The sequence below is a fragment of the Variovorax sp. DXTD-1 genome (assembly GCF_003984625.1).
In the GTDB taxonomy this organism is placed as follows: Bacteria; Pseudomonadota; Gammaproteobacteria; order Burkholderiales; family Burkholderiaceae_C; genus Variovorax.
The window spans coordinates 1-19,410 of the sequence record NZ_RWKH01000022.1 but is presented as its reverse complement, the minus strand read 5'-3'; the positions used below and the strand labels follow the sequence as shown (position 1 = coordinate 19,410).

The following is a 19,410-nucleotide window of genomic DNA, read 5'->3' as shown; positions in this document are numbered from 1 at the left end:
GCGGAGATTCGCATGAAAAACATCAAGGCGCTCGGGCTGCTTCTGCTGGCCCTCCTGACCGGCCTGGCGGCCGCGGTCTACGCAGCGGGCTGGGTCTCCCGGCAGGGCGGTATCGCATCCAACAAGGTGGTGGTGGCCGCCGTCGACATCGAACTCGGCAGCCGGGTCAACCCCCAGATGCTGTCGCTGGTCGACTGGCCGAGCGGCTCGCTGCCGCCCGGTTCGTTCACGGATGCCAAGTCGCTCGAGGACCGCGTGGTCAAGGTCGGCGTGCTGCGCGGCGAGGCCATTCTCGAAGGCAAGCTCGCGCCGGTCGGCACCCAGGGCGGGCTCTCCGCGGTCATTGCCAGCGGCAAGCGCGCCATGACCGTGCGGGTCAACGACGTGGTCGGTGTGGCGGGCTTTGCGCTGCCGGGCAACTACGTCGACGTGATGGTCAACGCGCAGCAAGACAAGAACCGCGGCGAAGAGGGCCGCCAGATCAGCAAGACCGTGCTTGAAAAAGTGCTGGTGCTGGCCGTGGCGCAAGAGGCCAACCGCGACGACACCAAGCCGAAGGTGGTCAGCGCCGTGACGCTGGAGCTCTCTCTCGAAGACTCCGAAAAGCTCGACCTGGCGCGCAGCGTGGGAACCCTCTCGCTGGTGCTGCGCAACCAGATGGACAAGACCACGGTGGCCACATCGGGCATCACCAAGGGCCAGTTGTTCGGCGAGAAGGAAATCCTGCCGATCGCCACCACCGTGGCAGCCCGGCCGGCCCCTGCGCGAGTGCCGCGTACGGCGCCCGTGGCGTTGCGGCAATCCGAGTGCGTGGAAGTGATCCAGCACGCAGCCCGTTCGCTCACCTGCTTCTGACCACACCGCCCGGAGGAACCACAAGTGCAATATCTCTCTTCTTCCCCCGCCTGGCTGCTGGCGGCGCTCACGACCCTGGCGGCGCCCGGGTTTGCGGCGGAGCTCGCAGCCCCGGCTCCTGCGCCTGTTGCGGCACCCTCGGCGCCCGCGCCGGCCGCCGCGCCCGCCATGCGCCGCTGCACGGCCGTCATTCCGGACGACCAGCCCACCTACGCGGTGCTCGGCAAGTCGGTGGTCATTCCGCTCAAGGCACGCGTGGCGCGCATCGTGATCAGCGGCCAGCCGCCGAATCGCGCGCCCGCCGCTGCGCCGGCAGGGCAGCCCGCAGCGGCAGCACCCACGGCCGCGAACGCAGGCGACGGCGTGGCCGATGTCGACGTGATGCTGCTGAGCCCGAACGATCTTTTCTTCCGCGGGCGCCAGGCCGGCTCGATGAACGTCGTGCTGCAAAGCACCGACGGCACCTGCTACATCAAGGACGTCGTCGTCACCATCGATCCGGGCGCACTGCAGTCGAAGCTGGCCGAGCTGATGCCCGAAGAGAACCGCATCCGCGTGCGGAGTGCGGAAAAATCGATCGTGCTCACCGGCGAGATCAGCGACGCGCTCAAGCTCGACGACGTGATGAGTCTGGCCATGGCCTACGGCGCCGACGGCAAGAAGGTCGTGAACCTGCTGCGGGTCACGGCGCCGCAGCAGGTCATGCTCGAAGTCAAGATTGCGGAGATCAGCAAGACCCTGCTGGACCGGCTGGGCGCGCGCGTCGGCCTGAGCCGCTCGGGCAGCGGCGGCCGCGACAGCTATTCGCTGATCTCCAGCTTCCTGAGCGGGGGCGGGGGCCTGATCGAGGCGCTGAGGATCGGCCGCACGTCCATCGGCATCGACGGCCAGAAGGACGACGGCCTGGTGCGCATCCTGGCGGAGCCCAACATCATGGCCATCAGCGGCCAGCAGGCGAGCTTCCTCTCGGGCGGAAAGATCTTCATTCCGGTTGCGCAGAGCGCCGCCGGCGGCGGGGGAACGAACATCACGCTGGAAGAAAAGGAGTTCGGCATCGGGGTCAAGTTCACCCCAACGGTGCTCAATGGCGGCCGCGTCAACCTCAAGATGGTCTCGGAAGTGTCGGACCTTTCGCAGACTGGCTCGCCCTTTACCACCGTGACAGGGGTGACTGCCGTGCTGCCTTCGCTGACGGTGCGCCGCGCCGACACCACCGTGCAGCTCAACGACGGACAGAGCTTCGTCATTGCGGGGCTCATCAAGAGCAACGTCACCGAGTCCATCAAGCGCTACCCAGGCTTGGGTGAAGTGCCGGTGATGGGCGCGCTGTTCCGCAGCACCGAGTTCCAGAACGACCAGACCGAGCTGATGTTCGTGATCACGCCGCGCCTGGTCCGGCCGCTGGCAGAGGTGCCCCGCGTTCCGACCGACAACCACGTTGTTCCGAGCCGCGCCGAGGTCTACCTGAACGGCAGTCTCGAAAGCGCCACGCCGGCACCGGTTGCACCGGCCGGCAATACCCAATGACACAGCCAGGAGCACCACCATGTTCATCAAGTCGACCACTCTCGCGCTGACGCTGCTGCTGGGCACCGGATGCTCCCACGTCACGCCCAACTACGACGCGCGCTTTGGCGATGCGGTGCGCGACGCCAGGAAAAAGATGACCCTCAATCCCGATGCGGGCAAGGACGGGAATCCGATTGCCGGCATGGACGGCCGCTCAGCGAGCGAGTCGATGAAGCAGTACCACGAGTCCTACAAGGTGCCGCCGCCTGCGGTGAACGTCATCAACATCGGCGGCGCCATTGGTGGCGGAACCAAGTGACCGCGGCTTGCATTTACCAACCTCGTTCTGAAAGGAGCGCGCCACGAACTGCAACAACTCAATTTCCCAACCTGATTAACGAACTAACGAAATCCATTCGTTTATTTGAACCCTGAAAGGAAAGATCCATGAGCAATTATTTCCAGGCCATTGGCCAATTCACCCGCGGTTTTCTGCGTGAGGACGATGGCGCCCAAGTCATCGAGTACGCGCTGATCATCGCTGTCGTCTCGATCGCGCTGGTTGTTGCACTGAAGGGGCTCACTGCCAACAACGGCAGTTTCTCGACCTTCATCGCCACCGTGGGCCGGTGCCTCACGGGTGGGGCCTGCCCGTAAGCAGCTCGAGAGCGGAGGCGGGCAGGGGTTGTCCGTTTTTTTGCTGCTCCCACTGCTTTTTCAACACAGAAATGAGGTAGTCATCATGTTCAAGTCATTCCTGCAGGACGAGAGCGGCGCTCAAGTCATCGAGTACGCACTGATCATCGCTGTCGTCTCGATTGCCTTGGTCGTTGCGCTGAAGGGGCTCACCACAGACGGCGGAAGCTTTTCGAGCTTCATCGCTTCGGTGGGCCGGTGCCTTACGGGTGGGGCCTGCCCATAAGCAGCCGAAAGGGGAGTGGGTGGCTTGTCCATTCCCACCCCCCTGTCCGATCGCCAGCAAAAAAAAGAGGTACTCATCATGTTCAAGTCATTCCTCTGGGATGAAAGCGGTGCCCAGGTGGTGGAGTACGCACTGCTCATTGCCGTGATCTCGATCCTGCTGATCGTCGCGCTGCAGCCACTGGCAACGGGCACCAGCCTCAGCGATCTCGCCGATCGCGTCTTCACCTGCCTCGGCGGCGTGGAGTGCGACTGAAGCGCAGAGTTTTATCGAACCGCTACCACTGCACAGGAAGCCGATCATGCAAGTCCACACTTCCGGCCGCCGCCAGCGCGGCGCGATGATCATCACCACTGCACTGGTCCTGCTGTTTCTCCTCGGATTCATGGGCATTGCACTCGACTTCGGCCACCTGTTCGTCGTGCGGACAGAGCTGCAGACCGCCGTCGACAGTTGCGCACTGGCCGCCGCGCGCGAGCTCGACAAGCAGGGCACCGCGATCACGCGGGCCCAGAGCGCGGGCCAGACCGCCGGCAACGCGAACCGGGTCAACATGCAGTCGGCCACCTGGAGCGGGCAGGGGCAGCTCGTCCTCGCCGATATCACATTTCGCGACGCCTCCTATGCACCCACGGTCGATCCCGCGGTGGCCACCTATGCGCAGTGCGTACACACCCAGCCCAATATCGTCATCTGGCTCATGAAGTCCATGGGGGCCTTCTCCGGCAATGCCGCGGCCTATCCCGCGACGGGCAGCGTCTTCGCCAGCGCGGTGGCCACACGGGCCAGTGCGCAGACCACCTGCCCGATCCCCGTCGCACTCAAGCCGAAAGCCGGAGGCGTTGCGCCGAACTACGGGCTCAGCGTGGGCGACTGGGTGAAGCTGATCCAGGCGCAGAACGCATCGGCCGGCGGAGAGATCGGCTGGGCCAACCTCGACGGCAGCAACAGCGCCTCTGAAACCGAATCCGAACTGAACAATTACTGTGGCACGGAGGTGGGCGACACGCTCGGCACGCCTGGTGTGCAGACCTCGGTCGTCGATGTCTGGAACCAGCGCTTCGGCATCTACAAGAACAGCGGCAATCCGAGCGTGCAGCGGCCCGACTACACGGGCTACGCCTACACCGCTGCCACCTGGCCCGCGCAGTCCAATGCCTTTGGCGACTTCCTGGCCAAGCGCGCGGCTTTCGCGTCTTGCGTCGGCACCGGCAAGGTGAAGGACTGCGAAGACCTCACGGGGCTTTCGCTCAACAGCTTCCAGAAGCTGGCCGCGTCCGGCAACGCCACTGGAGGGCACAAGCAATATGGGTTGGACCGGCGCGTCGTCACGGTGCCGGTGATCGACGGCGGCGGGCGCGTGATCGACTACGCCTGCATGCTGATGCTGCAGCCGCTGACCATTCCGATGAGCGACACATGGCTGGAGTTCCGCGGCAACGCAGGTGCGGCCGGCAGCCCGTGCACAACGAGCGGACTCGCCGGTGGCACGGCAGGGCCGCTGGTACCCGTCCTGGTGAGGTGAAGCGATGAAAAGAACCTCGAACCACAGGCAGCGTGGCGCCGCGCTGGTCGAGCTGGCGCTCATCACGCCGCTCCTGCTGCTGCTCACCTTCATCACGACGGAATTCGGCCGGGCGATGTACGAATACAACCTGGTCGTCAAGTCGACGCGCGACGCGGTTCGCTACCTGTCTGTCCAGACGCCCGGTACGCACATCACGGAGGCGCGCAACCTGATGGTGTTCGGCAACACCGCCGGCACCGGCACGCCGCTCGCGCGCGGCCTGAGCCTTTCGAATGTGCCCGCGGACAGCTGCTGCACCTGGCAGTCGGCGGGAGCCAACCCGCTCATCACCACGGTGACGGTGCGCATCAGCAGCTACACCTTCCATTCGCTCTTTCCGTCGGTGATGGGCGTGGTGTTGGCCGGCGCGAACGGCAACATCGTCTTCAGCGACATCACCGCCACCATGAGGGCGCCGTCATGAGACACCGCACATCCGGGGCGACCACCGTGGAGTTTGCACTGGGCCTGCTCATCTTCCTCATGCTGCTGCTGGGCATCGTGGACTTTTCGCGCATGCTGTTCACATGGAGCATGGCCAGCGAGGCCACGCGTGCGGGCGCGCGCTACGCGGTGGTGTGCGACGACACCGCCCAGCAGGCGCTGGTGCTGGCCCGCATGCAGGCCTTGCTGCCGCAGATCACCGCCGTGAGCGTGGCCTGGACGCCGGCCAGCTGCACGGCCGCCACCTGCCAGGGCGTCACGGTGGGCATCACCGGGCTCAACTACCAATGGATCTCGCCCATCGTCGGCGCGGCCGCGCCGCTGATTCCCATGCCGAGCTTTTCCACCTTCCTGCCGCGCGAAGTGATGCGCAAGGACCCCCACAGCCCGACCATCTGCTCGTAGAGACGAAACGGAACCCGCCATGAAGATCTCCATCATCTCCCCCAATGCCGGCCATCTGCAGGACATGCGCAAGGTGCTCGAGGCCCGCTCGCACGTGGTCTCGCCGTTCGAAGGCGGCAAGAGCCGCATGCAATGGGTGGTCGAGCAATCGGCACTCGAGCTCCTGCTGGTGGACGGCATGTGCTGCGACCCTCATGAGCTGGCGATGGTGGAGCAGCTCACCATGCGCCATCCCGCGATTGCGGTGGTGCTGCTGTGCGCCATGCAGACGCCGGAGTTCCTGATTCTTGCCATGCGTTCTGGCGTGCGCGAAGTGCTGCCTTCGCCGCCCGAGCCCGCGGCGCTGGAGGCGGCCGTGGAGCGCATCGCGCTCAAGATGGCCGGCACGCAGGCGCGCGAGCCGGGCCTGGTGGTGGCATTCATGCCGTGCAAGGGCGGCAGCGGCGCCACCTTTCTTGCCACCAACATCGGGCATCAGCTCTCCATGCGCCGCTCGGTGCTGCTGATCGACCTGAACCTGCAGTTCGGCGATGCACTTTCCTACGTGTGCGACCTGCGGCCAACCTCCACGGTGGCCGACGTGGCGCGCGACATCGGCCGGCTCGATGCCTCCTTGCTTGCGGCGAGCGCGGTGAAGGTGGCGCCGGGTTTCAGCATTCTTGCCGCTCCTGACGACCTTTCCCGCGCGCTGGAAGTCAAGGCCGAGCATGTCGATGCGATCCTGCAGGTGGCCGTGGCGCACTACGACTTCGTGCTGTTCGACCTTGGCTTGCGCATCGATCCGCTCGCCATTCGCGTGATGGACCGCGCGGACCGCATCTTTCCGGTGCTCCAGCCCAGCCTGCCGCACATCCGCAACGTGACGCGCCTCATGCAGATGTTCAAGTCGCTCGGCTACCCGGCCGGCAAGGTCGAGCTGCTGGTCAACCGCAGCGCCGGCGGCACGGAGATCGGCCTGTCGGACATGCGCCGCTCGCTCGGTGGGGCCACGCTGGTCAGCGTGCCCGACGGCGGCAAGGACGTGGACGCCTCGATCAACCGCGGCGTACCGCTGGCCGAGATGTCGCGCGGCAGCGCGCTCTGCAAGCGGCTGGTCGAAATCGCCCACACGCTCAGTCCGCGCCAGAAGGAAGCGCCGGGCTTCATCGGACGGCTCTTCCGCCGGGCCTGATGCCCGCATTGCATCCGACGAATCTTCTTCCTCCAACAGCAAGGCAGGTCCACATGTCATTCAGAGAACAGCTCAATGCGATCGAAGCCGAGCCGGTCGCGCGCCCCACGGTTTTGCCCGTGGCCGATGCAGCGCTTTCGTCCTTCGCCTCGGATTCCTACAAGCTCCTGAAGGAGCGAATGCACCTGAAGCTGCTGGACCGCTTCGACCTGGCGGTGCTTGAAACCCTCAAGCCCGAGGTGCTGCGCCACGAGATCTCCACGATGGTCACGCGGCTGCTGCAGGAAGAACCCGAGGCGCTGAACGACATCGAGCGGCGCACGCTGATACGCGACATCCAGCACGAGATGCTCGGCTTCGGACCCATCGAGCTGTTGATGGCAGACCCCACGGTATCGGACATCCTGGTCAACTCGCACGACCGGATCTATGTCGAGCGCAAGGGCCGGCTGGAGCTGACGGACGTGAGCTTCACCGACGAGAAGCACCTGCTGCGCATCATCGACAAGATCGTCTCGCTGGTGGGGCGGCGCATCGACGAATCCAGCCCCATGGTCGACGCCCGGCTGCCGGACGGATCGCGCGTCAACGCGGTGGTGGCACCGGTGGCGCTGGATGGTCCGATGATGTCGATTCGCCGCTTCGCGAAGATCCCGCTGAAGATGGAAAACCTGGTGGACGAGCTCAAGACGCTCACGCCGCAAATGGCGCTGATGCTCGAGGGGCTGGCCAGCTCGAAGATCAACATGCTGATCTCCGGCGGCACCGGCGCAGGCAAGACGACGCTGCTGAACATTCTGTCGGGCTTCATTCCCGCCACCGAACGCATCATCACCATCGAGGACGCGGCCGAGCTCCAGTTGCAGCAGCCGCACGTCGCCCGCATGGAAACCCGGCCCATGAACATCGAAGGCAAGGGCGAGATTACCCAGCGTGCGCTGGTGCGCAACGCGCTGCGCATGCGGCCCGACCGCATCGTCATCGGCGAAGTGCGCGGCGCAGAGGCGGTCGACATGCTGCAGGCCATGAACACCGGCCACGAAGGCTCGCTGACCACCATCCATGCCAACAGCCCGCGCGATGCGCTGGCGCGGCTGGAGAACATGATCAGCATGGCCAACCTGAACCTTCCGCATCATTCCGTGCGCCAGCAGATCGCCTCGGCGATCACCGTCGTGATCCAGGTGCTGCGCATGGTCGACGGCCGGCGCAAGGTCACCAGCATCCAGGAGATCACCGGCATGGAGGGCGGGGTGGTCACCATGCAGGAGATCTTCGCGTTCCGCCAGACCGGCATGGGTCCCGACGGCCGCGTGCGCGGCTACTTCCATGCCACCGGCGTGCGGCCGAAGTTCGTCGAGCGCCTGCACTCCTTCGGCGTGGCGCTGCCCGACACCATGTTCGATCCCGACAAGCATTACGAATAAGGAGGCCCCCATGTTCCAGAACCTGGTTGGCGACACGCTCATTACGCTGTCGGTGCTGGTCTTCGTGACGGTGCTGCTGGTGATCGAGGGCCTCTACATGCTCTGGCGCGCATACCGCGGCCCCGATGCGCAGAAGATCCGCAAGCGGCTGCAGGCGCTGTCGGCCGCCAGCGACCGCGTTGCGCAAACCCGGCTCGTGAAGGACCGCGTGCTCAGCGATGCGCCGTGGATGCAGCGCGTTCTGCTGAAGCTTCCGCGGGCCCATCGTCTGGACCGCTTCATTCTCCAGGCCGGGCTGGAGTGGACGGTGTCCCACGTGCTGCTGGCCTGTGCGCTATCCGGCATGGTGGTTTTCGCGGCGATGGTGTCGCTCGCAAACCAGCCCGCGTGGATTGACATGCTGGTGGCCGTCGCTGGAGCGGCAATGCCGATGCTCTACCTGAATCACCGGCGCAGTCGCCGCCTCGCCCAGCTCGAGCGGCAATTGCCGGACGCGCTGGACCTGGTGACGCGCGCACTGCGCGCGGGCCATTCGTTCGCGAGCAGCGTACAGATGATCGGCGAGGAAATGTCCGAGCCCATTGCGGGCGAATTCCGCATGGTGGCCGACGAGGTCGGCTTCGGCGTTTCGCTGCAGCAGGCGCTTACCAACATGAGCGAGCGCGTGCCGCTCACCGACCTGCGCTACTTCGTCGTGTCGGTGCTGATCCAGCGCGACTCCGGCGGCAACCTGACCGAGGTGCTCGGCAACCTGAGCAAGCTCATCCGCGACCGCCTCAAGCTGCTGGCGCGGGTGCGGGTGCTGTCGGCGGAAGGGCGCCTCTCGGCCTGGATCCTCGGTCTCATGCCTCTTGCGCTGGTGGCGCTCCTGAACGCCTTCAATCCGGAGTTCATGTCGCCGCTGTGGACCGATCCGATCGGCATCACGGTCGTCAAGTACATGCTGGTTCTGATGGTGGTCGGTGTGCTGATCCTGCGCAAGATCGTGAAGATTCGTGTCTGAAGGAGAAATGCCATGCTGCTTCCCATCCTCGTTTTCGTGACCGTGTCTCTTGCCATCGGCGGATTCGCGGTCTGGATGCTGCCCACGCGCACCGAGCAGCGCCTGAGGGCGGTGGCGCCTTCTTCGGGCAAGTCGGCCTGGACCGAAACCGCCGTCAAGATCGTCGGCCCCTTCGCCCAGCTGTCTTCGCCCACGGGTGACGGCGAGACGTCGCCGCTGCGGCTGAAGTTCCTGAACGCGGGCATTCGCCACCCGGACGCGAGCCTCTTCTACTTCGGGCTGAAGACGCTGCTGCCGCTGGGCTTTGCAGGCCTGGCCTTCGTGGCAGTGCGCGCGGCAGGCGCTGACGACGGAATCACGACCCTGCTGTGGCTGGCGGTCGTGGCATTGCTCGGCGGCTACCTGCCCAACATCGTGCTGCGCATGATGATCAAGGGGCGCCAGCGCGAGATCTTCGAAAACTTTCCCGATGCCGCCGACCTGATGCTGGTGTGCGTCGAAGCGGGCCTGGGGCTCGACGCCGCGCTGGTCAAGGTCACCGAGGAAATCCGCGTCAAGAGCGAGGCCTTGGCGCAGGAGCTGCACTGGACCAATCTCGAGATGCGCGCCGGCGGCACGCGCGAGAAGTCGCTGCACAACCTGGCGCTTCGCACCGGCGTGGAAGAAATCGGAACCTTCGCGACCATGCTGACCCAGGCCGACCGCTTCGGCACCAGCATCGGCGAGTCGCTGCGCGTGTTCTCGGACGACCTGCGCCACAAGCGCCAGGTTCGCGCGGAAGAGCTTGCGGCCAAGGTTCCGACCAAGATGCTGCTGCCGCTGGTGCTGTGCATCTTTCCGTGCATCTCGGCGGTCATCCTCACGCCGGCGGTCATCCGCATGGTCCGCATCATCGGGCCGATGCTCGGTGGCGGAAACTGAGCCCCAGCGCCCCGCTCAGTGGGGCGCGGCGGCGTCGAGCTGGTGCTTGATGGCGTAGATGTACAGCTCGAGCCGGTTCGCCACGCCGAGCTTCTGGTAGATCGACGTGAGGTGATTGCGGAACGTGTGCTCGGTCACGAAGAGCCGCGAAGCCAGCGTCTTGTTCGGGGCGCCGCTGCCCTGGACGACCGCCTGGATGACCTGCCGCTCCTTCTGCGTGAGGCTGGCCAGCTTGGCAGCTTCCGGGTTGACCTTCGCGGGCTTCTTGGGCGCGGTCAGTTCCGAGAAAACACGGCTCATGGCCTGCGGGTCGACGCACAGCTCGCCCTTGTGCACGCGCTCGATCGCGTCGAGCACCTGCTCCGCGCAAGCGTCCTTGTGCAGCACGCCCCTTGCGCCGCGCAGCACGGCGAGGTCCAGCGTCTGCTGGCTGCGCTCGCCGGTGAGGATGAGCGCACGCGACACCTCGTTCAACAGCAGCATCGGAAGAATGTCCAGCGCAGACCGGCCACCCAGGTCCAGGTCGAGCACGATCACGTCGGGCGTGAGTTGACCGGTTTGCTCCAGTGCGTCTTCGCAGCAGTTGGCCGTGGCAACCACCTTCATGCGCGGCTGCTCGCCGTCGATCAGCCTGGACAGGCCCCACAGCATGGTCTGGTGGTCGTCCACCAGCATGACGCCGATGGGCTGGGTGGTGGTGGGTTGCATGGTTGCACCTCTTCCTTCTTCATCAGATGGGTATTTCGACCAGAACGGCCGTGGCGCCGCCTGCGCCCTGGGTGACTTGCGCGCGGCCGCCCAGGGCCGCCGCGCGTTCGCTGATGGAGCGGGGGCGGAAGTTCGCGAACTCCGTGCCGCAGCTCTCGTTTTCGATCCGGATGTGCAGCTTGCCGTTCGTGCAGCCGATGCGGATGCAGCCGCGATGTGCGTGCGTGTGCTTGCAGATGTTGTTCAGCCCTTCGCGCACCAGCTGAAGCACCTCGGCCGTCATCCGGTCGTCCAGGTGCACGTCGCTTTCGAGCAGGATGGCAATGTCGATCCCATAGAGCGTCTTGATGCGCGCTGCCTGCCGGTGCAGGTGCGGAAGAATGAACTCGCAGCGCGCGTCGCCGCCGTGCTTGACGGCGCCGGCATAGCGCCGCAGGTCGGTCACCACGCTCTCGGCCATGCTGGCCAGCTTTTCCAGGTCGTCAATCAGCGGGTTGTCGGCGGACGCCTTCTTGCGCAGGGCGCTCAGCCCCAGCTTGAGGCCGATGTAGGGCTGGATCGCCGTGTCGTGCAGGTCCAGCGAGAGCTTCAGCCGCTCCTTGGAAGCCGCCTCCGAAGCCATCCTGTCCAGCACCTCGATGGTCTCGATGACCGGGAAGACGTGTCCCATGATGTGCGCCAGGAACAGCGCATCGGACTTGCGGAATTGCCCGTCGCGCGACGACACGAAGACCCGGCCTTCGCCCAGCCGCATCGGCAGCGGCGCGCTCATGAAGGAGCGGGCCTCCAGCATTGCGGCAACGGCTGAGCTGCGGCGTGCTCCGTGTTCGTCCAGCGCAAACCAGCGGTGGTTGCGCGGCTCGCAGGCATGGCCCTCGGCCCACAGCCAGTTCAGCGGCCAGGGCCGGCGGTTGTTCAGCACGATGCGTTCGCCCGACAACGCCATGAGCGGCGAGTCTGCAATGCGGTTGATCGTCTCGACGCTGACGGCGTCTGCCGCATCGCCTTCCTTGAGCGCGCGCATGACCCAGGTGCCGCTTTCCGAATCCCGCATCAGCAGGATGCAGTGGCTCGCCTTGAAGAAGTCGAGCGTTCTTTCCATGGTGCTGGCAATCGTGCGGTTCACGCCGAACCGGGGGTTCGACAGCCGGCTCACCTGGCCCAGCAGCGAGAGGCGCCGCCGCAGTTCGACCTTCGATCCGCCCCAGTGGCCGATCATGTGCCCAAGCGCCAGCAGGAACGTGGTGCGCATGAGCAACTGCGGCGTGTAGGTGTCGGTACCGGTGGCCAGGCTGCAGGCAGCGAACGATGCCACCGAGGCCATCGTCACCCTGGCGCCTTCTTCATAGCCCCAGCGGAACGACGACGTGAGGATGACGAAGAAGTAGAAGAGAAAGTAGAGGCTCGGAAGGCCGCCCGTTACGAAGATGAGCAGCGTGAACCACAGCACATCGAACCAGTGGATCGACTTGCCCCGGAAATAGCGCTGGCCTGTGCATGTGCATGTGCATGTGCAGATGTAGACGCTGACGCTGTAGAGCAGGTAGCTGGCGAATGCCAGCCACATGGGGCTGCTGATTTGCCTTTGTGCCTCGCCTGCGTCAACCGCGACCGCCAGCACGGCGGAAATCGACAACACCAGCCGCATCCTTGCAACCATGACCGCGTCGGCGGTAAGGTTGAAGTCGGTCCCGCAGTCCGGGTCGAAGGAGGTGGCTGGCACGGCGTTGTTCCAGTGCGTTGAGCAATCTCATGCTCCGCTGGCGTGTCCGGAGGGCCGCCAGCCTTGGCGTCCCGGACAATTGAGTACTGGGTCCACTCCGTTCAAGTTTGGTACCAAAGGTTTAATGTGAAGATTTCACCTTACTACTTTGGTAGTCAAATGCAATACTTTGTTTCGGGTGTTTCCTTGGTAATTTTGTTACCAATTGAAAACTTTTTACCCCCTTTGTGTAACCGCGATCGACGTCAAACGGGCAATGGGGCAGCAGCGAAAAACCGGAATCAACGCCATCCCAGGCAAGAAAAAAGGGACTCGGAAGAAATCCGAGTCCCTTTTGTATGGGTGGTGGAGAGGATGAGGATCGAACTCACGACCTCCGCATTGCGAATGCAAAAATATCGCGAGCATCTATAGGCAATTCAATCGAAAAATCGAATATTTGCCACAATACTGCCACACTCAGCTAGAAAAGCAGCTCGATGGCAACCTTCCGCAAGCGCGGTCCCTACCAATGGGAAGCGCAGATTCGACGCCGCGGCTACCCGGCGCAGAGCAAGACATTCGAAACCAAGGCCGAGGCAGAGGCCTGGGCCAACATGATCGAGTCCGAGATGGCCCGCGGCGTCTGGATGAGTCGTGGCGAAGCGGAGGCCACGACGCTTCATGAGGCGTTGACTCGATATGAGATCGAAATCGTGCCGGCGAAGAAGGGCGCGGCGCAAGAGGAGTCGGTGCTTCGGATCTGCAAGGCGACTGACCTGGCCAAACGGTCGTTGGCCACGATCCGCAGCGCGGATGTGGCGAAGCTTCGCGACGAATGGCTAGCAGATTGCAAGCCTGCGACCGTGCTAAGGCGGCTGGCAGTCTTGTCGCACGTGTTCAGCATTGCTCGCAAGGAGTGGGGCATGGAAAGCCTCTCGAACCCTGTTGAGCTTGTGCGCAAGCCGCAGCCCAACAACGCGCGCACTCGGCGTGTGATTGACGATGTTGCTGCCGAGGATGGCGAGGGCTCGGAGCGTGGCGCGCTGGAAGGCGAACTGGATAGGCTGGTATCGGCGAGCGGTTCGGCATTGCTGCCGTCCATCATCTGGCTGGCTGTTGAGACCGCGATGCGCCGAGGGGAGATCATCGCGCTGCGATGGGAGCACGTGGACTTGAAACGTCGAGTGGCTCATCTGCCGGCGACGAAGAACGGTACTGCCCGCGATGTGCCTCTATCCACCCGAGCCGTGGAAGTGCTTCAGGCATTGAAGGATGCCCGTGATGCCCTCAATAAGGGCGATGGCGGCGTCGAGGGGATTGACTTGGTCGAGAACACTGATGGCGCAGACGAAGAGGTCGGAACACCCCAAGTGTTCGGAATTCGCAGCGATGCTGTCACCAGGGCCTTCGTGCGCGCGGTAACTCGCGCACGAAAGCTCTACGTCAAGGAGTGCAAGAACGCGCGGAAGCGTCCGGACGAAAGGCTCCTTGTCGACCTACGATTCCATGATTTGCGACATGAAGCTACCTCTCGCCTTGCTTCCGTTTTCCCGTTGCACGAACTGACAAAAATCACCGGCCACAAGGATCCGCGCATGTTGATGCGGTATTACCACCCGCGTGCCGAGGATTTGGCCAAGCGATTGGCATGAAGGGGCTTGCCGGGGGAAGGCTGTATGCGCCAGTCAACGTGTTCAGGAATGTGCCGTTTCCACTGCCTTACACTCGGTTGTACTTACATGCGGCGCATGTTGCCATGCACACTTCAACTGCAAATGTCATGACCGTGAAAGAAGTTGCCGATCAACGTCGGGTGAATGAGCGGACGGTCTTCCGTGTCAGCGTTTTCAAAGATGACGTTTTCAACTTCGGCATTGTGGCGATCCTAGAACAGAACGGCGTCGCCAACGTGCGGAGTTTGTGACCGTGGCAGCCCCAGACCGTCCTAAGCTGTACCACATCTGCCATGTGGACCGGTTGCCTTCCATCGTGGCGAGCGGAGGCTTGCTGTCGGACGCTACCGTCCTTCAGCATGCGCTTGCCGGCACGGTGATTGGCATGAGCAACATCAAGCAGCGGCGGCTTACGGAGTTGCAGCTTGCGAGTCACCCCGGGCTCTTCGTTGGGCAGTGTGTGCCGTTCTATTTCTGCTCGCGTTCGGTGATGTTGTTCCTAATCCACCGGCAAAATGCAGAACTGGCCTATCGCGACGGGCAGGGCCCCATTGTTCACCTTGAAGCCGATCTGCATGCAACGGTGGCGTGGGCTCAGCAGAACAACCGCCGTTGGGCTTTCACTGATGCCAACGCCGGTTCCCGATACTTCGACGACTGGGCCGATTTGGCGCATCTGACCAAGGTGGACTGGGACGCGGTGCAGGCCCGCAGTTGGAGCGGATGCAAGGAAGGCAAGCAGGCCGAATTCCTGCTGGAGCAGGGGTTCCCTTGGGGGTTGGTCGAGCGAATCGGGGTGCTAACGCACCCTGTACTTACACAAGTAGCGCATGCCCTGCCGGTAGCAGGGCATCGCCCACCGGTCGAAATTCGGCCGGAATGGTATTACTGAATCAGGAGTCCGCCATGATTGAATTGACTAGCGGCGACATCCTCAAGGATGACTCTGAAGCGATTGTCAACACGGTGAACTGTGTGGGCATCATGGGACGCGGCATCGCGTTGCAGTTTAAGAATGCGTGGCCGGAGAACTTCAAGGTCTACGAAGCTGCATGTAAGCGTGGCGAAGTACAGCCCGGTCGCATGTTCGTGTTCGATACCGAGCAGCTCACGTTCCCGCGGTACATCATCAATTTCCCCACCAAACGGCACTGGCGTGGCAAGAGCCGTATGGAGGACATCGAATCTGGTTTGGCGGCCTTGGTTTCGGAAATCCAAAGGCGCAATATTCGCTCCGTTTCGATCCCTCCTCTAGGGAGTGGTCTTGGGGGCTTGGAGTGGCCTGACGTGTTGCCTCGCATTGAGCAAGCTATGCAAGCTTTGCCCGACGTGCGTGTTCGAATATTTGAGCCGAAGGGTGCTCCGCAGGGGGACAAGATGCATCACAAGCGTGAGGTGCCGAACATGACCGCCGGCCGCGCCGCGCTGGTCGAACTGATGAATCGGTACGTGCGTGGTCTGTTGGACCCGACCATCTCGCTGCTTGAAGTGCACAAGCTGATGTACTTTATGCAGGAGGCTGGCGAGCCGCTGCGGCTGAAGTACGTTCAGGCGCAGTATGGCCCCTACGCGGAAAACCTGAGGCATGTCCTCAACGCGATTGAGGGTCACATGGTGGCGGGGTATGCCGATGGTGGCGATGATCCCGCTAAGCCGCTCAGTTTGGTGCCAGGCATTGCGGGCGAGGCCACGGACTTTCTAGCGTCCCATCAACCTACGAAAGACCGATTCGATCGAGTCGGTGCGTTGGTAGACGGGTTTGAAACACCCTTCGGACTGGAGCTATTGGCGACAGTGCACTGGGTCGCAAGGCAAGGTGGGGCATCGCTCAGCGAGACCGAGGTGGTGGAGCGAGTTCATGCGTGGAATAACCGTAAGAAGCAGTTCACGCCTCGGCATATCGGCATTGCGCTGAAGGTGTTGGGCGACAAGGGCTGGATCGACGCCGAACAGTTCTCGGAACCGCATAAAGCCCTACATTGAGGCGAGTCGCTGGCATGTGGCGCCAAAAGTGGGGCGCCGTCCATGAATCTGTATCTACCCGAGCCGTAAAAGTGCTTCGGCATTGAAGGATGCCCCCCCGGCGCCTCAGAGGGAGGCGATGACCGCGATGAGGGGCTTTGGCCCCTCATCGACCTGCAGTTCCACGATTTGCGGTGACTCGAATGCTTGTCACACAGAATAGTTGGTGGACCAGGATTCGGCCATCTTCCTTTGAGGGGACATGCGTGTTAGGCTTGATTTCGTCACGAAATCATGCGAACAGATTCATCACCCAAGCCTCGGCATGGCGGGACACGTCAGGGTGCCGGGCGCAAGGCTGCCTATGGGGAACCGACCAAGACGGTTCGAGTGCCACAGAGCTACGTTCCTATTGTTGCTGAATACTTAGACGCACTGAAACGCTCGAATGCAGACGAACGCATGCGCCCGGTTGCCGCACTCCGATCACCCACTGCGGTGCCTGTGCTCGGACGCCGCGTTCGCGCCGGCAAGCCCACGTCGGGCGACGACTATCAAGAAGAGGCCGTGGACCTCGGACGGCACCTAGTACGCGATTCCAGCAGTACTTTTGTCATGAAGGTCGATGGCTGGTCCATGCGCGACGCCGGCATCGCCGATGGCGATGAGTTGATCATCGATTGCGGGTTGACCCCGGAGGATGGACGCATCGTTGTGGCTGAAATTGATGGCGAGCTCACTGTCAAACGCTTAAGACGAACAACCACTGGCTGGCTGCTTCAAGCGAGCAACCCTGATTTTGCCGACGTGCAGATCGCAGAGAAGAACGACCTGCACATTTGGGGCGTCGTGACCCGCTTGCTTCGTGCGGTCTAGAGACGCCTGCACAAATAATTGAAGAGTTAGGAGAATCTCATGTCCCAATCCAGCCGAATCGAATGGACCGAGGCAACTTGGAATCCAACCGTGGGTTGCACGAAAATTTCGCCAGGCTGCAAGAACTGCTACGCGGAGTCGATGGCCAAGCGCCTTAAGGCAATGGGCACACCCGGCTATGAGAACGGATTCAAGCTGACGATTCTTCCGGATCGCCTGTCGGAGCCGCTTATGCGGAAGAAGCCGACGGTGTACTTTGTGAACTCGATGTCGGACCTTTTCCACAAAGGGGTGGATGAAGGTTACATCGCGCAGGTATTCGACGTGATCCGGCAGTGCCCGCAGCACACCTTCCAGGTTCTGACCAAGCGCGCTGATCGCATGGCTTCTTTCTTTCGAAGTCATGAGGTTCCGACCAACGCTTGGATGGGCGTCTCCGTCGAAGACAAAAAGTACGGTGTCCCTCGCATCGAGGGCCTGCGCAAGGTCGATGCTCGTATCCGATTTCTATCGGTTGAACCGCTGCTCGAAGATGTTGGCGATCTCGATCTGACGGACATTCATTGGGTGATCGTTGGCGGTGAGTCTGGACCGAAGGCCCGTCCAATGAAGCTGGAATGGGTTGAGAATATCCGTCAGCAATGTGAGGACCAGGGAGTGCAATTCTTCTTCAAGCAATGGGGCGGTTGGGGGGCCGACGGCAAACGTCGGTCCAAGAAGGCCAACGGGCGTTTGCTTGCAGGCAGGACTTGGGACGACATGCCGGCACTATCCGCCCACATCTGAAGGAACGCATGACGCTGAAACAGTACAACTGGAAAGATGGCCCCGATCTCATTCAGCAGCACAGCGTCGCAAAGCACCGTATCCTTGAAGCGTACCTTGCCGCTTACTTCAGAACACTGGTCAGCTCACCCAACCAGGAGGTTCTAAAGCTGACCCTCGTGGATGGATTTGCCGGCGGTGGCCTGTACGTCCACAACGACACGCGAGAGCTGGTCAAAGGTTCGCCGTTCATCTTCCTGGACGCGACGCGTGAGGCTGAATACCTGATCAACAAGGACCGGCGCAAGCCGGTTCAGTTTCAGGTCGACTACTTTTTCACTGAGGCAGACCGTCACGCCCATCTTCACCTCGACAAGGTCCTGCGCGAGAAGGGCTATGGCGACCGCATCGGCAATGGCATCTACCTCCAGCACGCCAAGTTCCAAGACCAAGCCGACTCAATCATCGAATTTGTCAAGAAGAAGAGCCCGAAGAACGGTCGCTCCATCTTCGCGCTCGACCAATATGGCTACAGAGAGGTGCCCGCGCATCTCATGCGTAAGATTTTCGACGCGCTGCCAAGCGCTGAAGTCATCCTGACCTTCGGTGTTGACTCGTTTGTCAACTTCGCAAACGACGGCGATCGGGGGAAGGATTTGCTCGATGGGCTCGGCATCCCCGACATCTTCGGTGGCCGATCGATCGAAGAAATCAAGTCATCCGAGCGCGACTGGCGCCTCTTCATCCAGAGCACTCTGTACCGCAAGCTCGTCGAGAACTGTGGTGCCCGGCACTTCACGCCATTCTTCATCCGCAACCGCAGTGGTCACGGCGATTACTGGTTGATTCACCTGTCGCAACACCACCGTGCACGGGACGTGATGACCGAAGTCCATTGGGCGAATAACAACTACTTCATCCACTATGGCGGCGCTGGCCTCGACATGTTTCAGATGGTCGGCTATGACCCGGTTCATGATGCGGCCCACCGGGGACAGTCCGCGCTAGGATTTGAGTTCGATGATGTTGCTCGGCACGCGAGTATCGCTACGCTCAACGAACACATTCCTCGTCGGGTCTATTCCGACGACACGGGCATCAGCTTCGGAGAGCTGTTCGCGACCACCTGCAACAGTTCGCCGGCTTCAGCGCAAATCTATCGAGAGTCGATCGGCAAGCTGCTTGATGAGCGAGTCATCGAAGTTGTCAGTGCCGATGGTTCAAGGCGTCGTTCGGCCGCACAGATCAAGGCAACCGATCAGATCATGCCGCCCCGGCAGCGCCCGCTGCTTTTGAACTGACTACGACAATAGCGAAAGAACATCGTCCGCAATTGCCTGGATCACTAGATCAGGCAAATGCGCTCTGCCTTCTCGAAATGCAAGGGCCGCGTGCGACGACGGGATGCGTTCGCATCCTGGTTTTGGACTTTGCCCGCCTTGACCAGCCTCATCAATGAGGCCTGCAATTCCCCGGGCAGCCAGTTTGTTGACTCCA

Annotated in this window: 22 protein-coding genes; 20 read left to right on the top strand and 2 right to left on the bottom strand. The window is 62.6% G+C overall.

Annotation, left to right across the window (positions count from 1 at the left end; translation table 11 throughout):
• Window positions 1-12: 12 nt before the first annotated feature.
• The 13 genes from cpaB to EJI00_RS19620 all read left to right on the top strand — a co-directional run bounded on the left by cpaB (window position 13) and on the right by EJI00_RS19620 (window position 10,224).
• Window positions 13-855, top strand: a complete 843-nt coding sequence (gene cpaB, locus EJI00_RS19680; RefSeq protein WP_126749176.1) for a Flp pilus assembly protein CpaB — start codon at window positions 13-15, stop codon at window positions 853-855.
• A 24-nt stretch (window positions 856-879) separates the two neighbouring features.
• Window positions 880-2,382: a type II and III secretion system protein family protein gene (locus tag EJI00_RS19675; protein ID WP_126749175.1), complete on the top strand. Its 1,503-nt coding sequence runs from the start codon at window positions 880-882 to the stop codon at window positions 2,380-2,382.
• Window positions 2,383-2,401: 19 nt separating this feature from the next.
• Window positions 2,402-2,683 (top strand): hypothetical protein, encoded by a 282-nt coding sequence (locus tag EJI00_RS19670; RefSeq protein WP_126749174.1) that lies wholly within the window; start codon window positions 2,402-2,404, stop codon window positions 2,681-2,683.
• Window positions 2,684-2,811: 128 nt separating this feature from the next.
• Complete coding sequence (locus EJI00_RS19665; protein ID WP_126749173.1) at window positions 2,812-3,021, top strand: Flp family type IVb pilin; 210 nt, start codon at window positions 2,812-2,814, stop codon at window positions 3,019-3,021.
• An 85-nt stretch (window positions 3,022-3,106) separates the two neighbouring features.
• Window positions 3,107-3,286: a Flp family type IVb pilin gene (locus tag EJI00_RS19660; protein ID WP_126749172.1), complete on the top strand. Its 180-nt coding sequence runs from the start codon at window positions 3,107-3,109 to the stop codon at window positions 3,284-3,286.
• Window positions 3,287-3,364: 78 nt separating this feature from the next.
• Window positions 3,365-3,541: a Flp family type IVb pilin gene (locus EJI00_RS19655; protein ID WP_126749171.1), complete on the top strand. Its 177-nt coding sequence runs from the start codon at window positions 3,365-3,367 to the stop codon at window positions 3,539-3,541.
• Window positions 3,542-3,587: 46 nt separating this feature from the next.
• Window positions 3,588-4,811: a Tad domain-containing protein gene (locus EJI00_RS19650; RefSeq protein WP_126749170.1), complete on the top strand. Its 1,224-nt coding sequence runs from the start codon at window positions 3,588-3,590 to the stop codon at window positions 4,809-4,811.
• A 4-nt stretch (window positions 4,812-4,815) separates the two neighbouring features.
• The gene (locus tag EJI00_RS19645; RefSeq protein WP_126749169.1) at window positions 4,816-5,277 is read left to right on the top strand and encodes a TadE/TadG family type IV pilus assembly protein; all 462 of its coding nucleotides are present in this window, start codon (window positions 4,816-4,818) and stop codon (window positions 5,275-5,277) included.
• Window positions 5,274-5,702 (top strand): TadE/TadG family type IV pilus assembly protein, encoded by a 429-nt coding sequence (locus EJI00_RS19640; RefSeq protein WP_126749168.1) that lies wholly within the window; start codon window positions 5,274-5,276, stop codon window positions 5,700-5,702. The genes EJI00_RS19645 and EJI00_RS19640 overlap by 4 nt, the downstream gene beginning before the upstream one ends.
• A 19-nt stretch (window positions 5,703-5,721) precedes the next feature.
• On the top strand, window positions 5,722-6,873 hold the full coding sequence (locus EJI00_RS19635) for a CpaE family protein (protein ID WP_126749167.1): 1,152 nt from the start codon (window positions 5,722-5,724) through the stop codon (window positions 6,871-6,873).
• A gap of 53 nt (window positions 6,874-6,926) precedes the next feature.
• Window positions 6,927-8,300 (top strand): CpaF family protein, encoded by a 1,374-nt coding sequence (locus tag EJI00_RS19630; protein ID WP_126749166.1) that lies wholly within the window; start codon window positions 6,927-6,929, stop codon window positions 8,298-8,300.
• Window positions 8,301-8,310: 10 nt separating this feature from the next.
• Complete coding sequence (locus tag EJI00_RS19625; RefSeq protein WP_126749165.1) at window positions 8,311-9,303, top strand: type II secretion system F family protein; 993 nt, start codon at window positions 8,311-8,313, stop codon at window positions 9,301-9,303.
• A gap of 12 nt (window positions 9,304-9,315) precedes the next feature.
• Entirely contained in the window at window positions 9,316-10,224 is a 909-nt protein-coding gene (locus EJI00_RS19620; protein WP_126749164.1) for a type II secretion system F family protein, read from the top strand.
• Window positions 10,225-10,239: 15 nt separating this feature from the next.
• Here the strand turns inward: EJI00_RS19620 and EJI00_RS19615 are convergent, their stop codons facing one another.
• Both EJI00_RS19615 and EJI00_RS19610 read right to left on the bottom strand, forming a co-directional pair.
• Window positions 10,240-10,932, bottom strand: a complete 693-nt coding sequence (locus EJI00_RS19615) for a response regulator (RefSeq protein ID WP_126749163.1) — start codon at window positions 10,930-10,932, stop codon at window positions 10,240-10,242.
• Window positions 10,933-10,954: 22 nt separating this feature from the next.
• Window positions 10,955-12,655: a sensor histidine kinase gene (locus EJI00_RS19610; protein WP_126749162.1), complete on the bottom strand. Its 1,701-nt coding sequence runs from the start codon at window positions 12,653-12,655 to the stop codon at window positions 10,955-10,957.
• A 479-nt stretch (window positions 12,656-13,134) separates the two neighbouring features.
• Here EJI00_RS19610 and EJI00_RS19605 point away from each other — a divergent pair, with 479 nt between their 5' ends.
• From EJI00_RS19605 to EJI00_RS19575, 7 genes are all read left to right on the top strand, one after another.
• Complete coding sequence (locus EJI00_RS19605; RefSeq protein WP_126749161.1) at window positions 13,135-14,289, top strand: site-specific integrase; 1,155 nt, start codon at window positions 13,135-13,137, stop codon at window positions 14,287-14,289.
• Entirely contained in the window at window positions 14,286-14,561 is a 276-nt protein-coding gene (locus EJI00_RS19600; RefSeq protein WP_126749160.1) for a hypothetical protein, read from the top strand. Before EJI00_RS19605 ends, EJI00_RS19600 begins: the two co-directional genes overlap by 4 nt.
• A gap of 2 nt (window positions 14,562-14,563) precedes the next feature.
• The gene (locus EJI00_RS19595) at window positions 14,564-15,202 is read left to right on the top strand and encodes a DUF4433 domain-containing protein (RefSeq protein ID WP_126749159.1); all 639 of its coding nucleotides are present in this window, start codon (window positions 14,564-14,566) and stop codon (window positions 15,200-15,202) included.
• Window positions 15,203-15,216: 14 nt separating this feature from the next.
• Window positions 15,217-16,293, top strand: coding sequence for a macro domain-containing protein (locus EJI00_RS19590; protein WP_126749158.1), 1,077 nt, complete (start codon window positions 15,217-15,219; stop codon window positions 16,291-16,293).
• A 369-nt stretch (window positions 16,294-16,662) separates the two neighbouring features.
• Window positions 16,663-17,148 carry a LexA family protein gene (locus tag EJI00_RS19585; RefSeq protein ID WP_185868170.1) on the top strand — a complete coding sequence of 162 codons (486 nt, stop codon included), beginning with the start codon at window positions 16,663-16,665 and terminating at the stop codon, window positions 17,146-17,148.
• Window positions 17,149-17,187: 39 nt separating this feature from the next.
• Window positions 17,188-17,934, top strand: a complete 747-nt coding sequence (locus EJI00_RS19580) for a DUF5131 family protein (RefSeq protein WP_126749156.1) — start codon at window positions 17,188-17,190, stop codon at window positions 17,932-17,934.
• Between the two features lie 8 nt (window positions 17,935-17,942).
• Window positions 17,943-19,214, top strand: a complete 1,272-nt coding sequence (locus EJI00_RS19575) for a three-Cys-motif partner protein TcmP (protein ID WP_126749155.1) — start codon at window positions 17,943-17,945, stop codon at window positions 19,212-19,214.
• Window positions 19,215-19,410: the final 196 nt, after the last annotated feature.